Origin of the sequence: Streptomyces sp. CRCS-T-1 (assembly GCF_024442335.1) — a bacterium.
GTDB lineage: Bacteria > Actinomycetota > Actinomycetes > Streptomycetales > Streptomycetaceae > Streptomyces > Streptomyces koelreuteriae.
Genome location: NZ_CP101651.1, coordinates 535,820 through 549,663, shown reverse-complemented (window position 1 = coordinate 549,663; position 13,844 = coordinate 535,820). Strand labels below are relative to the sequence as shown.

General features: G+C 71.3%; 12 protein-coding genes. 5 read left to right on the top strand and 7 right to left on the bottom strand.

Annotated elements, in window-relative coordinates; genetic code table 11:
* The first annotated feature begins 157 nt into the window (after positions 1-157).
* The 3 genes from NNW99_RS02465 to NNW99_RS02455 all read left to right on the top strand — a co-directional run bounded on the left by NNW99_RS02465 (position 158) and on the right by NNW99_RS02455 (position 2,505).
* The gene (locus NNW99_RS02465) at positions 158-520 is read left to right on the top strand and encodes an STAS domain-containing protein (protein WP_251057680.1); all 363 of its coding nucleotides are present in this window, start codon (positions 158-160) and stop codon (positions 518-520) included.
* 79 nt (positions 521-599) lie between these two features.
* The gene (locus NNW99_RS02460) at positions 600-1,217 is read left to right on the top strand and encodes a hypothetical protein (protein ID WP_215116932.1); all 618 of its coding nucleotides are present in this window, start codon (positions 600-602) and stop codon (positions 1,215-1,217) included.
* 103 nt (positions 1,218-1,320) lie between these two features.
* Complete coding sequence (locus NNW99_RS02455; protein WP_215116931.1) at positions 1,321-2,505, top strand: aromatic ring-hydroxylating dioxygenase subunit alpha; 1,185 nt, start codon at positions 1,321-1,323, stop codon at positions 2,503-2,505.
* 43 nt (positions 2,506-2,548) lie between these two features.
* Here the strand turns inward: NNW99_RS02455 and NNW99_RS02450 are convergent, their stop codons facing one another.
* Both NNW99_RS02450 and NNW99_RS02445 read right to left on the bottom strand, forming a co-directional pair.
* Positions 2,549-2,962 (bottom strand): SRPBCC family protein, encoded by a 414-nt coding sequence (locus NNW99_RS02450; RefSeq protein WP_215116930.1) that lies wholly within the window; start codon positions 2,960-2,962, stop codon positions 2,549-2,551.
* Between the two features lie 116 nt (positions 2,963-3,078).
* Positions 3,079-4,575, bottom strand: coding sequence for an MFS transporter (locus NNW99_RS02445; protein ID WP_215116929.1), 1,497 nt, complete (start codon positions 4,573-4,575; stop codon positions 3,079-3,081).
* 196 nt (positions 4,576-4,771) lie between these two features.
* Between NNW99_RS02445 and NNW99_RS02440 the strand changes: the two genes are divergently transcribed.
* Complete coding sequence (locus tag NNW99_RS02440) at positions 4,772-6,262, top strand: MFS transporter (RefSeq protein ID WP_215116928.1); 1,491 nt, start codon at positions 4,772-4,774, stop codon at positions 6,260-6,262.
* A 104-nt stretch (positions 6,263-6,366) separates the two neighbouring features.
* Here NNW99_RS02440 and NNW99_RS02435 read toward each other — a convergent pair whose 3' ends face one another.
* The 3 genes from NNW99_RS02435 to NNW99_RS02425 all read right to left on the bottom strand — a co-directional run bounded on the left by NNW99_RS02435 (position 6,367) and on the right by NNW99_RS02425 (position 10,391).
* The gene (locus tag NNW99_RS02435; RefSeq protein WP_251057679.1) at positions 6,367-7,119 is read right to left on the bottom strand and encodes a hypothetical protein; all 753 of its coding nucleotides are present in this window, start codon (positions 7,117-7,119) and stop codon (positions 6,367-6,369) included.
* 88 nt (positions 7,120-7,207) lie between these two features.
* Positions 7,208-8,869 (bottom strand): amidohydrolase, encoded by a 1,662-nt coding sequence (locus tag NNW99_RS02430; protein ID WP_255961269.1) that lies wholly within the window; start codon positions 8,867-8,869, stop codon positions 7,208-7,210.
* Positions 8,870-8,894: 25 nt separating this feature from the next.
* Positions 8,895-10,391: an APC family permease gene (locus NNW99_RS02425; protein WP_215116926.1), complete on the bottom strand. Its 1,497-nt coding sequence runs from the start codon at positions 10,389-10,391 to the stop codon at positions 8,895-8,897.
* 219 nt (positions 10,392-10,610) lie between these two features.
* Between NNW99_RS02425 and NNW99_RS02420 the strand changes: the two genes are divergently transcribed.
* Entirely contained in the window at positions 10,611-11,315 is a 705-nt protein-coding gene (locus NNW99_RS02420; protein ID WP_215116925.1) for a TetR/AcrR family transcriptional regulator, read from the top strand.
* A 55-nt stretch (positions 11,316-11,370) separates the two neighbouring features.
* Here NNW99_RS02420 and NNW99_RS02415 read toward each other — a convergent pair whose 3' ends face one another.
* Together NNW99_RS02415 and NNW99_RS02410 are read right to left on the bottom strand one after the other, a co-directional pair.
* Entirely contained in the window at positions 11,371-13,185 is a 1,815-nt protein-coding gene (locus NNW99_RS02415) for an ABC transporter ATP-binding protein (protein ID WP_215124114.1), read from the bottom strand.
* A 203-nt stretch (positions 13,186-13,388) separates the two neighbouring features.
* On the bottom strand, positions 13,389-13,646 hold the full coding sequence (locus NNW99_RS02410) for a hypothetical protein (protein ID WP_215124113.1): 258 nt from the start codon (positions 13,644-13,646) through the stop codon (positions 13,389-13,391).
* Positions 13,647-13,844 lie beyond the last annotated feature (198 nt).

Here is a 13,844-nt window from a genome sequence, read left to right as displayed (position 1 = left end):
CTCCCCGTTCACGCGCGTGCGTGTACCCCTCACTTTGTCATGCATGCCACGGGCGTGTTGTTCGGCACAGTCGATTGGATGCGTAGGGCCGTGCGAGTGCGGCACAATCGTCGGCACAGACGTTGCACGGGGCAGCCCAGGCGCAGTTGAGGAGACGGTGACCGACAACCAGGGGACGGACCGGCCGGACCGGCTGTCCATCGAGCACTCCACCGTCGACGGCATCCGCGTCGTGACCCTGCGCGGCGAGATCGACCACGGAGTCAAGGACGCACTGCAGCACGCCCTGTCGCCCGGGGACGACGAGGGCGCGCCCCGGATCGTGGCGGATCTCAGCGGCGTGACCTTCATCGACTCCAGCGGCATCAACGTCTTCATCCACATCCATCAACGTGCGGACGCCGCCCAGGGCTGGCTGCGTCTGGCCGGGATCCGGGGACCGGTCATGCGGGTCGTCCAGCTCGTCGGGCTGGACGCCGTCGTCGCTTGCCATGACACGGTCGAAGAGGCTCTGGCGTAAGCCGTCATGAGTACGCGTACTCAATAGGGCCCGCGACAGTACCGATCCGGTCGGCCGGGTGCGATGAGAGGGTCACCTCATGTCCGCCTCAACTACCGCCCGCCGGGCCCCTGTTGCCGTCGTGGGCCTTGGCCTCGTCGCGATCCTGACCCTCACCGCCTGCGGTGACCTGCACGCCTCGGGCGCGACGGCCGGGGCCACTCCCGGCAGGTCCGAACGGCCCTCGCCCAGCGCCTCGCCGAGTGCCCTCGGAGCCTCGCCGTATGTGGAGCCCGGGGCCGGTGACGGGGCACCGCACTACAACGAGAACAACGGCCACCGCCGTCCGGGCGAGATGTCCCCGGCCCACGCGAAGGACGCCGAGCGGGAGGCCGATCGCATCAGGCCGGTGCTCGAACGGCTCTGGAAGCGGCGCACATGGGACCCCGCGACGGTCCGCGAGGCCCTGCTCCGGCTCGGCTACGAGGAGGAGCGCGTCACCGCGGACGGAGAACGGCTCGGCGGGACGCTCACCGTCAAGGGGATGCCCTCCCGCTGGAAGGACGACCGATACGTGACGCCCGAGGGGGCGGAAGTCGCCCTGCGCGTCCACGACGACGCCTGCGTCATGGCGTTCGTCCAGAAGACGAACTTCTCGGCGGTGGCCAACGGGCCGTACCCGGAGAGCGGCTGCTTCTCGCCGCCCTTCGCCCACTGAACACGGAACTCACCCGTCCGCACGCGCTGGGCAAGGCGTGGCCGGGACCGGCCCTTCAGGATGGAGGAACCCGGGACCAGCCGTGCGCGTGCGAGGGAGAGGCATGACCGAGACCGACAGGGCCAGGACCTTCCCCGCCGAGGACGGAAGCGGCCGGCCCTCGCCATATCCCGACCCGGGGAACGGCACGGCCGACCTGCGGCGCGTCGGCGCGCACCCCGACTTCTGGTACCCGGTCGCACTGTCCCGCCGCGTCCGGAGCAAGCGCGTGGTCGCGACCGCCTTCGCGGGGGAGCGCATCGCGCTCTACCGCGGGGAGAGCGGCACCGTGCACGCGCTGGAGGACCGGTGCGCGCACCGGCAGGTGCCGCTGAGCATGGGCGTCGTGGAGGGCGACACCCTCCGCTGCTGCTACCACGCCTGGGCCTACCGCGGCGACGGCCGCATCTCGCAGATCCCGTACCTGTCCCGCGAGGACGGCCGGCCCCCGCGCGGCGTGCGCGGCTACCCCGTCCGCGAGGCCTACGGCCTGGTGTTCGTGTTCCCGGGCGACCCGGACAAGGCGGAGGACACCGCCCTGCCCGAACTCCCGGCCTTCGGCTCACCGCGCTACAAGACCATGACCTACTCCCGGACCGTGCGCTGCCACTACTCGTTCATGCACGAGAACCTGCTCGACATGAACCACCAGTTCCTCCACCGGGGCGTCGTCGGCAAGCTCCACCCCGAACTGCTGGACCACCGCAGCGACGCGAGGTCGGTGGAGGCCCGCTACCTGTTCACCCACACCGGGGGGAAACGGAACCGCGGCGCCAGCCTGCTGGCCGCCGAGGGCATCAGGGGCAGCGACTCCAGCGACGTCATGACCATCCGCACCGCATACCCGTACCAGACACTCGACCTGGTCCCGGAGAACGCCGAGCGTCCGGCCTTCCGCCTCTGGGCCGCCTATGTGCCCGAGGACGCCGAGCAGCGCGTCTGCCACACCTACGGGCTGCTGATGATCGAGAAGCCCCGGGTGCCCGGCGCGCTGCAACTGGCCTGGCCGTTCATCAGGCGCTTCACCGAGCGCGTGTTCGCCGAGGACCGCATGGCCGTCGAAGCCGAGCAGCGCGCCTGGGACGAGCAGGGCGAGGACCGCAACCACGAGGTGTTCTCCCTGATCCTGGACGTCCGCGAGGTACTGCGCTCCAACGGCGTGCCCCTGCCGGCCAGGACCGCGGCATGTGGCACCGCCCCGGCGCGCGACGGCCGGGCATCGGCGTCCGGTTCGCACCCGGCGGGCTGACGGAAGACCCGCCCGAGCGCCTCGGACAGCGCGGACCGTGACGTCAGCCGGCCGCGTGGTCGACGCGCAGCCGCACCTGCTCTTCCAGCCGCTCCAGGCTGCTGTCCAGCGCGTCGCCGGCGGCACGCTCGCCGGGGTCGTGGCCGGCGTCGAAGAAGGACAGGTGCACCGTCACCTCGCTGGCCCCGCTGCCGAGCCCGGCGACCTGGAGCCAGCCCGCGTAACCGCCCTGGTCCCGGGTGCCCCACTCGATCCGCATCTGATCGCGCCGGGCGCGCAGCAGGGCGGAGGTGTCCTCGTCCGTGCGGTCCTCGTGCACGGTGACGGCGGGCAGGCCCTCGGCCCGTACATGCAGGGCCTCAGGCAGCCAGGTGTCCAGCCGCCCGACGTTCGCGGCCTCGTCGAAGACATGCTCGGGCTGTGCGGGCATCGTGCGTGAACGTTCGTACTCGGTCATCGCGGTACCTGCCTTGCCTCGGGGGCGTACAGCGCACCGCGTTCCCGGACTGCCCGGGCCCAACCGCGAAAAGGCCCCGTCCGCGGGGTGCGGGCGGGGCCTTTTCGCGTCGGTCCTCAGAACTTCGGCTGGGGCGACTGCGCCTGGACGAGTTCCGTCGCCTCCGCCTCCGTCTCCACGGACGGCGGCGAGCCCGCCAGGGGCTTGTTCGCCGTCTCCCGCATGCACAGCACGGCGATGACGCCGATGACGGCGGCACCCGTGGCGTAGTACGCCGGCATGAGGGTCGAGTCGAAGGCGCTGATCAGCGCGGTGATCACCAGCGGTGTCGTACCGCCGAAGAGCGAGGTGGCCAGGTTGTAGGCCACCGAGAGGGAGCCGTAGCGGACGTGGGTCGGGAAGATCGCCGGGAGCGCCGCCGACATCGTGCCGAGCATCATCACCAGGGACAGCCCCATCAACAGCAGTCCCAGCGCGATGAGGACGACACTGCCCTGCCGGATGAGCAGGAACGACGGCACCGAGAGGAAGAGGAAGCCCAGCATCCCCGTCATCAGCAGCGGCTTGCGCCCGAAGCGGTCGGAGAGCCGCCCGACGTAGTTGATGACGCACATCTGCAGGACCATCACGAGGAGCAGGATCAGCAGCCCGTGATTGGTGCCGTAGCCCAGCTCGTCGGAAAGGTACGTCGGCATGTACGACAACAGCATGTAGTCGTTGATGTTGTACGCCGCGACGAGCGCGAGGCACAGCAGCAGCGGCCTCCAGTACCGGGTGAAGATCTTGCCGAGGTCCCCGGTGGCCGAGGTCTCCACGGAATCGGCGGCCTCGCTCGCCTTGACCTGGCCGCCCTCCAGCTTCTGGAAGGCGGGCGTCTCGTCCAGCTTCAGCCGCAGATAGAGGCCGATGAGCCCGAGCGGCGCCGCCACCAGGAAGGGGATGCGCCAGCCCCAGGCCAGCATCTCGTCCGCGCTGAGCACGCTGTTGAGGATGACGACGAGACCAGAGGCCCCGACATAGCCGCCGAGTGTTCCCAGTTCCAGGAAGCTGCCGAAGAATCCGCGCCTCTTGTCCGGCGCGTACTCCGCGATGAACGTCGAGGCGCCGCCGTACTCTCCGCCGGTCGAGAAGCCCTGCACCAGCCGGAAGAAGATCAGCAGGGCCGGGGCCCACATGCCGATGACGTCGTGCGAGGGGACGAGGCCGATGGCGAAGGTCCCCACCGCCATCATGATCATCGTGAGGGAGAGGATGCGCTTGCGGCCGACCTTGTCGCCCAGCGGCCCGAAGACCATTCCGCCGAGCGGACGCACCAGGAAGGCCACCGCGAACGTCGCGAAGGAGCTGAGCAGCTGGGCCGTGTCGTTCCCGGACGGGAAGAAGACCTTCCCGATGGTCACGGCCAGATAGCTGTAGATCCCGAAGTCGTACCACTCCATCGCGTTGCCGAGAGCGGCGGCCTTCGTGGCGCGCTTGACCGCCGCTTCGTCGGTCACGGTGATGTCACTGCGGCGCAGCTTCGGGTGGCGTCGTTTCTCGATCGCGCGGAACAGAACCCGGTGTCGTCTCACAGCCGCGGGATCCACCGACTCGTCATTGTCGGGCGCCGCCATTACGTCGTTCCTTTCGCCGGTCGTTTTCCCAAGCACAACGCCTGCACAGTTCTGGCCCGCTCAAACTCCCGTCCACGTCACAGACGATCTTCCCTTCGACCGGCCGGTTCCGCTTGCGGGCGGCGGCGTGTGCCCGTCCCCTGGTGGGGAAAGTGAATCCCCGGGTGCGGGTGGGGCCCCGGCGAGAGGAGCCCAGGTGACAGCGTCGGCACAGGAGGATGCCGGGTACGAGCCGGATCCGCGCCGGTGGCGGGCCCTGTGGGTCACGCTGGTGGCCGGCTTCATGAGCCTGCTGGACGTCTCGATCGTGGTGGTCGCCCTGCCCTCCGTCCAGCGCGGCCTGCACGCCTCTCCCGCACAGGTGCAGTGGGTGGTGTCCGGCTACGCGCTCTCGTTCGCACTCGCACTCGTCACCGCGGGCCGCCTCGGCGACGCGCTGGACCGCCGCCGCATCTTCCTGCTCGCCCTCAGCGGCTTCGTGGTCTTCAGCGCGGCCTGCGGGGCGGCCCCCAGCATCACGCTGCTGATCGCGGCCCGACTCGCCCAGGGCCTGGCCGCCGGTTTCATGGCGCCGCAGAACTCCGCGCTCATCCAGCAGATGTTCCGCGGCGCCGAGCGCGGTCGCGCCTTCGGGTTCTTCGGCGCCACCGTCGGCATCTCCTCCGCCGTCGGCCCCCTCGCCGGCGGCATGATCCTCGCCCTGGCCGACGGCGCCCAGGGCTGGCGGTGGGTCTTCTACGTCAACGTCCCCATCGGCATCCTGGCCGTCCTGCTCGGCCGCCGCCTGCTGCCCCGCACCCGGCGCTCCGGCCGGGGACATGTGGACCTGCCCGGGGTCATGCTCCTCGGCCTCGGCGTCCTCGCGCTCATGTTTCCGCTGGTCCAGGCGGGCTCCGGCGGCATCGGACGGCTGTGGTGGCTCTTCCCCGCCGGTGCCGCGCTCCTGGTCGTCTTCGCCCGCAGGCAGCGCCGCCTCGTGGCCCGCGACATCCCGCCGCTGCTCGATCCGCGCCTGTTCACCACCCTGCGCGGCTACGCCGTCGGGGCCGGCGTCGGCACCCTCTACTTCGTCGGCTTCAGCGGCGTCTGGCTGGTCTTCGCGCTGTTCTACCAGGACGGCCTGGGCTTCTCCCCGTTCCGTTCCGGCCTCGCCGTCACGCCCTTCGCCCTGGGCTCCGCCTGCGCGGCGGCGATCGCAGGGCGGCTGGTGGACCGGCTCGGGCGCCTGCTCACCGTGGGCGGTCTGGCGGGGGTGATCGTCGGCCTGGGCGGCACCGCGCTGGTGCTCCGTTACGCGCCCCTCGACATCGCGCCCTGGGTGGCCGCCCCGCTGCTGTTCCTCGGCGGCGCCGGCAGCGGCTGTGTGATCTCCCCGAACATCACCATGACCCTGCGCGATGTGCCGGTGCACATGGCGGGGGCGGCGGGTGGCGCTCTGCAGACCGGGCAGCGGCTCGGCGCGGCCGTGGGCACCGCGGCCCTGCCCGGCCTGTTCTATCTGGTGCTCGGCGGCAGCGACGACTACCGGGGCGCCCTCGTCGTCGCGCTCGGCGCGGCACTCGTCGGCATGGCGGCCGCCCTGGCCCTCGCGGCCTTCGACTGGCGGCGCGACCGGCGGAGCCGGCAGGGGCACGGGACCTGCCCGGAGGACGTCGCCAACAGTCCGGTGCACGCCCGGCAGACCTGAGGCGCGGGGGGCCGGGGCTCACGTGGTCTGCGGCCTCAGCTGGTCCGCGGGCTGAGGTGGTCTGGGGCCTCACGTATTCCGCGGCCTCGCGTGCCCCGCGGGCCTCACGTGGTCTGTGGTTGAGCATCCCCCGGCGCGTCGTCCAGATCGCCGCGGACGGCGGCGATGGCGAAGGCCGTCGCAGAGGCGAGAGTGACCAGCGCGAGCGGCCCCCAGATCGCCGGTATCGCCCACATCGGCCAGTCGTTGGCCGACTGTGCCCAGAGGGTCAGGATGGCGGTGGCGCCCAGGCCGACGCCGTGCCACCGCACCACCGTCCCTGCCTTCGCATGCCGCCGGTCACCCCGCGCGAGGAGCGGCCACAGCCCTCCCACGAGGGCGGCCAGGCCGAACGACACACAGGCCAGCGCGCCGCCCAGCCGGTCCTCGGGCCAGCCCACGGGCCCGTCGGACGTCTGCTGCCGCCGCCCGTCGGAGTCCCGTACCTCCACGACCTGCCCGTGCCAGATCAGACCGACGACCTTGTCGTCCGGCTCCAGTTCGGACACCACGGGATCGGCCCGCAGGAACGTCACCTGCCACGACGTGCCGGACGGCGACATCAGCTCCGCCTCCGGGGACGCGTTCCTCTCACCCCGGTTCGTGTCGGCCGTGCGGACCGTGAACTCCTGCTCCCACACGCACCCCGACGCCCGCACCGGAACAGCGGCGCAGTCCGGCGCGGCACGGAACTCCCGCTCCCGCTCCAGCGCTCCCCGGATCTGGAGCGCCGACGCCACTCCGAACACCAGAGCGGCGACAGCGATCAGCAGCCAGAGCACGGACCGCAGCGCCTCACGTCCCGGCGACTCCACCATGTCTCGTCCCCCCCCCGTTTCACGCGGAACCCGCAGGCGCAAACCCGCAGGCGCATTGGAACACGCCCGCGGGTCCGCGCCCAGGCCTTTACCCGGCGGAGTGCACGCGCCGACCCTCGACGAAGGTCTCCAGCACCCGGGTCCCGGCGATCTCCTCGGGCGGGCCCGCGAACGGGTCGCGGTCGAGGACCACGAGGTCGGCCGACTTCCCGGCGGTGATGCTGCCGGTGAGGTCGTCGAGGTGGTTCACATAGGCGCTGCCCGCCGTGTACGCGGCGATGGCCGTGCCCAGATCGAGGCGCTGCTCCGGAAGGAAGGCCGGGGTGCCTCCGGGTGCGTCGGGGGAGACCCGGTTGACGGCGACATGGATGGCCTGGAGCGGATCCGGGCTGCTGACCGGCCAGTCGCTGCCCGCGGCGAGGGTCGCGCCGGCGCGCAGCAGATCACCGAAGGGGTACTGCCACGCCCCGCGCTCCGCGCCCAGGAAGGGCAGTGTCAGTTCGTCCATCTGCGGTTCGTGCGCGGCCCACAGCATCTGCAGATTGGCGCTCGCGCCCAGTTCGCGGAATCGCGGCAGGTCGCGGGGGTGGACGATCTGGAGGTGCGCGAGATGGTGCCGCGTGTCGTGGTGGCCGTTGGAGGCCCGGGCGGACTCCACCGCGTCCAGCGCCTCACGCACCGCGCGGTCGCCGAGCGCGTGGAAGTGGACCTGGAAGCCGAGCGCGTCCAGCTCGGTGACGTACTTCCGCAGCTCGCCCGGCTCCACGAAGCTGATGCCGCTGTTGTCCGAGGAGCAGCCGCAGCCGGTCAGGTAGGGGTCGAGCATCGCGGCGGTGTGGTTCTCGGCGATGCCGTCCTGCATGATCTTCACCGTGCCGGCCCGGAACCGGTCCCGGCTCAACTCCTCCCGGGCAGCGGCCAGTTCGGCGATCTGCTCGGCGCCGCGCTCACGGTCCCACCACAGCGCGCCGACGACCCGGGCGGTGAGCAGACCCCGGTCCAGCGCCGCCTGGTAGGCGGGGGCGGGGTCGGTCATGTTGGCGTACGTGCCGATGATGGCGTCCTGCCAGGCGGTGACGCCGTGGGAGTGCAGCACGGCCTGGGCGCGCAGCAGAGCGGCGAGCTTCTCCTCGGGCGTGGGGTCCGGCAGCAGCCGGCCCACCAGGTGGACCGCCCCCTCCTGGAGCATCCCGGTGGGGTTTCCCCCGGCGTCGCGCTCGATACGGCCGTCGGCGGGGTCGGGCGTACGGGCGTCGATGCCCGCGCGCTCCAGGGCCCGGCTGTTGACCCAGGCGCCGTGGTGGTCGCGGTTGGGCAGGAAGACGGGGCGGTCCGGGACGATCGCGTCGAGGGCGGCGGCGGTGGGGGAGCCGCCGGGGAACGCCTCCAGGGACCAGCCGCCACCGGTGATCCACTCGGCGTCCGGGTGCTCGTCCGCGTACGCCCTGATCCTGCGCAGGTACTCGGCCGGGTCGACGGTGTCGCCGAGATGGCACTGGCCGAGTTCGATGCCCGCGCCCAGCGGATGGACGTGGGCGTCCTGGAAGCCGGGCAGCAGCAGCTTTCCGGCGAGGTCGACGACCTCGGTGCGCGGCCCGATCAGCTCGCGCACCTCGTCGTGACCGACGGCGGCGATCCGCCCGCCGCGCACGGCCACGGTGGTGGCGCGGCTGCGGGCGGGATCGACGGTGTGCACGGGGCCGCCCGTGAAGACGAGGTCGGCCGGTCCCGTGGCGTGGGGGTGCGACATCAGGGTGAACTCCATGGGGGTGGGTTCAGACCGCCGTGCGGTCCATCGGGAGGGTGAGGGCATCGGCGTCGGTGCCGTGCCCTGTCGTGAAGTACGGCGAACGCCGGACGTACTTGGCCACGGCCGCCATGCCCAGCCCGGCGAGCACGATCACGGCGGGCAGCGAGAACATGAACCAGCCGTTGTCCGGGCTCAGTTCGAAGTGATCGCTCATGGTCAGATACGAGTATCCGAGGTAGCCGCCGAGGCCCAGCAGCACCAGCCCCGACACGGCCGGCACTCCGACGGCGAGCAGTGCCTCGCGCGGTCCGTCGTGACGCGAGGAGCGGAAGCGCACGGCGCAGGCGAGCGCGGTGAGGCCGTAGTAGAGGGCGACGATCAGCCCGATGGCGTTGACGGCGGCCAGCAGCATGTCGCTCAGCTTGGGGATCGCGAAGGCGAGCAGGGCGATCACGGCGGCGACGGTCATCACGACGGCCGTACCGACGGCGGGTGTGCCGTACCGGGGGTGGATCCGGGTCCACAGCGGCCCCATCGTGCGGTCGCGGCCCATGGCGAGCAGTCCGCGTGCCGTGGGGATCAGGGTGGCCTGCACGGAGGCGACGGCGGAGAACATCAGCGCGACCAGGGGCAGGGTGGCCCAGGGTTCGGCGGCCAGTTTCGCCCCGAGGTAGGGCAGGGCCTGGGGGCCGTTGCGGACGAGTTCGGCGAGGCTCATCTCCCGCTGGAAGGCGACCGAGGCGAAGAGGAACAGACCGAGCATGGCGAAGAGGGCGATGAGACCCCCGCGGGCCGAGTCCTCCGGGCGCTTGGTCTCCTCGGTGACGCTGAAGGCCGCGTCCCAGCCCCAGAAGAAGAACACCGCGAGGACCATGCCCTGGGCGAAGCTGGTGCCGCTGGAGATCTCGAAGGGGTTGAACCAGGACAGGGAGAAGGCGTGGTCGCCGGTGACCAGGGCCCAGCCGCAGAAGCCCAGCAGCACCGCGTACTCGAAGACCAGCAGGACGAACTGGAACCGGGTGGCGGCCCGCATGCCGGTGACGGCCAGGGCCGCGAGGGCGAGGAGGATCACCAGCCCGACCGCCGTGCTGACGCCGGTGGACGTCGGATCGAGGGCGATGCCGGCGAGGCTGGTCAGTCCGGCCTTGTTGGCGAAGAGCAGCACGACCGAGCCCATGATAGCGCTGGTGTAGGCGCAGAAGATGATCGAACCGACCAGCGTCACCCAGCCGGTCAGGAAGCCGGGCCAGGGGCCGAGGGACCGGCCGACCCAGACATAGCCGTTGCCGCAGTTGGGTTCCGAGCGGTTGAGACGGGCGTAGGCGGTGGCGATGCCGAGCACCGGCAGGAACGCCAGGAGCAGCAGCGCCGGGGCCTGGAGGCCCACGACCGTCGCGATCGTGCCCATGCCGATGGCGATGCTGGTGGTGGCCGCGGTACTGGACGCGGCGATGGCGACGCCGTCGACGACACCGAGGGAACGGCGCAGAGCGGGGCGTGGTGGAGGCGGTGCGGACGGCATGAAGGCTCCTCGGGGTCATGGTGGGAAGAGCCGCGCGGGACTGTGATGGAACAACCGGCGTCCACATTGGGTCAACCCTGTTGACGTAAGGCGCGCGGAGCCGTTCACTGCCTTGCACACGCGTGCGACGAGGCCTGTGCCTCACCGCGTCGGCCACGCGCGCGACGAGGCCGGAGCTTCACCGCGTCGGCCACGCGTGCCACGAGAGGAGTCCGGGCCATGACCACCCGCGTCCCGCAGGAGCGCCGGCGCCGCCGGCCCACCCGTTCCGGTGTTGTGCTCTCGGAAGAGCTGATCGTCGAGACCGCCCTGCGTCTGATCGGGGAGCACGGCCCCGAGGCGCTGAGCGTGCGCCGGCTCGGCGCGGCCCTGGGCTGCGACCCGACCGCGCTCTACCGCTACTTCCACGGCACCGACGACCTGGTGCTCGCCATCGCCGACCGGATCATCGGCGACGCGATGGCCGGCTTCGTCCCCGGAGACGACTGGGCGGCTTCGCTGCGCGAGATGGCGACGCGGGTCCGTGCGGGATACCTCGCCCATCCCAGGGCGGCCGCCATGGCCGCCCACCGGGTGACCCGGCGCCGGAACGAGATCCACGCCGTGGACACCGGGATCGGCCTCCTGCTGAACGCGGGCTTCGCACCGGCCGACGCCGCCCGGCTCTACCTGGCCTTCATCGACACGGTGCTCAGCCACGCCGCCACCGAGGCCGCGTTCCACGCCCTCCCGCGACACCAGCGCGAGGCCGACCACCGGGCCTGGCGGGACGTCTACCAGGGCCTGGACCCGGAGACCTACCCGTCCCTCACCGTGGTCCGCCCCGAGCTGCCCACCATGGCGGACAGCTCCTTCGACCAGGCCGTGGACCTCCTCCTGGAGGCCCTGACGGCCCGGGCCCCGGCCGGGCGCGGAGAGACGTGAGCGCGGACCGCCGCACCCGCCCCGAACAGGGACCCCACCAGAGCCGCGCCCGCCGTCACACCACCTCCGCCCGTCCCGGGTCGTCGTCCAGGAAACCGCCCGACTGGTGCTGCCACAGCTTCGCGTAGGCGCCGTCGACGGCGAGCAACTCCTGGTGTGTGCCCTGCTCGACGATCCGGCCCCGGTCGAGGACGACGAGCTGGTCCATGGTGGCGACCGTGCTCAGCCGGTGCGCCACCACCAGCGCCGTCCGCCCGTCCATGAGCCGCCACAGCGCCTCCTGGACGAGCAGCTCACTCTCGGAGTCCAGCGCGCTGGTCGCCTCGTCGAGCAGCAGGATCGGCGCGTCCCGCAGGATCGCCCGGGCGAGGGCGACCCGCTGGCGCTGACCGCCCGACAGCTTGATGCCGCGCTCGCCCACCATCGTGTCGAAGCCGTCGGGCAGGGAATCGGCGAACTCGGTGACGTGGGCCGCCTCGGCGGCCTGGCGGATCTCGGCGTCGGTCGCGTCCGGCCGGGCGAACGCGATGTTGTCCCGCAGGGTGCGGTGGAACATCGCCGGGTCCTGCGGCACATAGGCGATCCGGCTCCGTAGATCCGCCTGCCGCAGCCTGCTGATGTCCTGACCACCGATCAGGATGCGGCCCGCGTCGATGTCGGTCATCCGCAACAGCAGCCGGGTGAGCGAGGTCTTGCCGCCGCCGGAACGGCCGACCAGACCGAGCTTCGCCCCGCTCGGCACGGCCAGGTCCAGCCCGTCGAACAGTGGTCGACCGCCACGGTGTGCGAAAGTCACCTTCTCGAAGCGGACATCGGCCGCCCGGGAGCACAGCGGCTGCGGCGACGCCGGGTCGAGCACGGTCGGCGGCGTCAGCAGCAGTTCGGTGAACTGCGCGGCCTCCGTCATCGAGCTCTCCAGCCGGCGGTATATCTGGTTGAACTCGAACATGATGCGGGTCGCGTTGCCGTAGTAGGCGAAGGCGACCACGATCGCCTCCACTCCGTGCGCGCCCCCGGCCAGCGTGATGGCGACCAGCAGGCCCATCGCGTTGGTGAGCACGGACATCGGCGCGACCAGGGTGTCGATGCGCAGGTTGCCGTAGTCCCACGCCCGCACGGTGAGCCGGCGCGACACCGCGACCCGGGAGCGGTGCTCGGCCGCCTCGCTCTTCTCCGCGGCGAACGCCCGTACGGTGTCCATGTTCATCAGGCTGTCGGCGACATGGCCCGACACCCGGGCGATCGCCTCCTCACGCTGGTCGACGATCCGCTGGCGGCGCCGGATGAGCGGCGCGACGAGTCCCGCCGTCAGTGCGATCATCACCAGCAGACCGACGACGAGCAGCGGTTCGTAGCGCCACAGCACCACCGCGCCGAACGCCAGTGGCACGAAGCTCCCCACGACCTGGAACGTCACCGTGTCCACGAACTGCTCGAAACGCGAGGCGAAGCTCAGGACCCGCTTGGTCAGCGAACCGGCGAAGTTGTCGTGGAAGAACGCGGCGTCCTTGGCGAACAGCTCGTCCATCCCGATCACGTACAGATGCTCGATGCCGAGGGCTTCGAGACGGAAGAGGCAGTGCAGGGCGACGCGCCACAGTACCTCCGCGAGCAGCAGGACACCGGCGAAGCCGAGGACGTACGGCAGTGCCGAGTCGAACGTGATGCCCTTGTCGCCTGCGAGTTCGCCGACGAGCTTGGCGACGATCAGTGGCGCCACGTAGTTGATTCCGATGTTGCCCAGCGCCATGAGCAGCATCGCGGGTACCGTCAGCCGGCGCAGCCGGGCCAACTCCCGTCCGTAGTAGCGAAGTGCGAGTAGCACCGAGCGCTTGCCCGGTTGGACCCTGCGAGATTCAGGCGTTTCCATTCCACCCCTGTGTCGTCCTGTGGCTGCCCGGCACGCGCTGACGCGGGCAGGGGGCATCGCCGCAACGAATGTGTGGATTTCGGTCGAGTCCGGCAGTGTCCCGCGACGGCGGCCGCGCCGTCCAAGCGTTTTCCGGCCGGGCGGTGGTGCGCGGGGGAGCGCCAAGGGGCGCGGGAGCGGATCGGGAGCCTGATGGAGCAGCCTCAGGGGGCGAGCGTACGGCGGACGACATACGGCAGGATGCCGCCGTGGCGGAGGTAGGCCAGCTCCTGGCGGGAGAAGATCCGCAGCCGCAGTACCGCCTTGCTGTCCGGCCCCTGCCTCCCACGGATCCTCAGCGTGACCCGATTGGTGCCCACGGACAGGTCGTCGAGCCCTTCGAAGGCCAGGTCCTCCGCACCGGTCAGGGAGAGCCCCGCACCGCTGTCGCCCTCGGTGAACTCCAGGGGCAGGACGCCCATGCCGATCAGGTTGGAGCGGTGGATGCGTTCGTACGACTCGGCCAGTCTGCCGCCGCACCGCGTCCAGCAGGAACGGGTTCCCGGAGCAGCCCACGAGCATCTCGTGGAACGTCGCGTTGACCTGGAAGAGTTCAGCCCGCGGCAGCAACAGGATGTCCCCGTGCAGCAGCGCCTCCTGCTGCCGCCGGTGCCGGCCGA

What these genes read in the sequence shown, in the direction of transcription:
- NNW99_RS02460 (WP_215116932.1), top strand. Translation starts at nt 600, where the DNA reads ATGTCCGCCTCAACTACCGCCCGCCGGGCCCCTGTTGCCGTCGTGGGC.
- NNW99_RS02455 (WP_215116931.1), top strand. Translation starts at nt 1,321, where the DNA reads ATGACCGAGACCGACAGGGCCAGGACCTTCCCCGCCGAGGACGGAAGC.
- NNW99_RS02450 (WP_215116930.1), bottom strand. Translation starts at nt 2,962, where the DNA reads ATGACCGAGTACGAACGTTCACGCACGATGCCCGCACAGCCCGAGCAT.
- NNW99_RS02445 (WP_215116929.1), bottom strand. Translation starts at nt 4,575, where the DNA reads ATGGCGGCGCCCGACAATGACGAGTCGGTGGATCCCGCGGCTGTGAGA.
- NNW99_RS02435 (WP_251057679.1), bottom strand. Translation starts at nt 7,119, where the DNA reads ATGGTGGAGTCGCCGGGACGTGAGGCGCTGCGGTCCGTGCTCTGGCTG.
- NNW99_RS02430 (WP_255961269.1), bottom strand. Translation starts at nt 8,869, where the DNA reads ATGTCGCACCCCCACGCCACGGGACCGGCCGACCTCGTCTTCACGGGC.
- NNW99_RS02425 (WP_215116926.1), bottom strand. Translation starts at nt 10,391, where the DNA reads ATGCCGTCCGCACCGCCTCCACCACGCCCCGCTCTGCGCCGTTCCCTC.
- NNW99_RS02420 (WP_215116925.1), top strand. Translation starts at nt 10,611, where the DNA reads ATGACCACCCGCGTCCCGCAGGAGCGCCGGCGCCGCCGGCCCACCCGT.
- NNW99_RS02415 (WP_215124114.1), bottom strand. Translation starts at nt 13,185, where the DNA reads ATGGAAACGCCTGAATCTCGCAGGGTCCAACCGGGCAAGCGCTCGGTG.
- NNW99_RS02410 (WP_215124113.1), bottom strand. Translation starts at nt 13,646, where the DNA reads ATGGGCGTCCTGCCCCTGGAGTTCACCGAGGGCGACAGCGGTGCGGGG.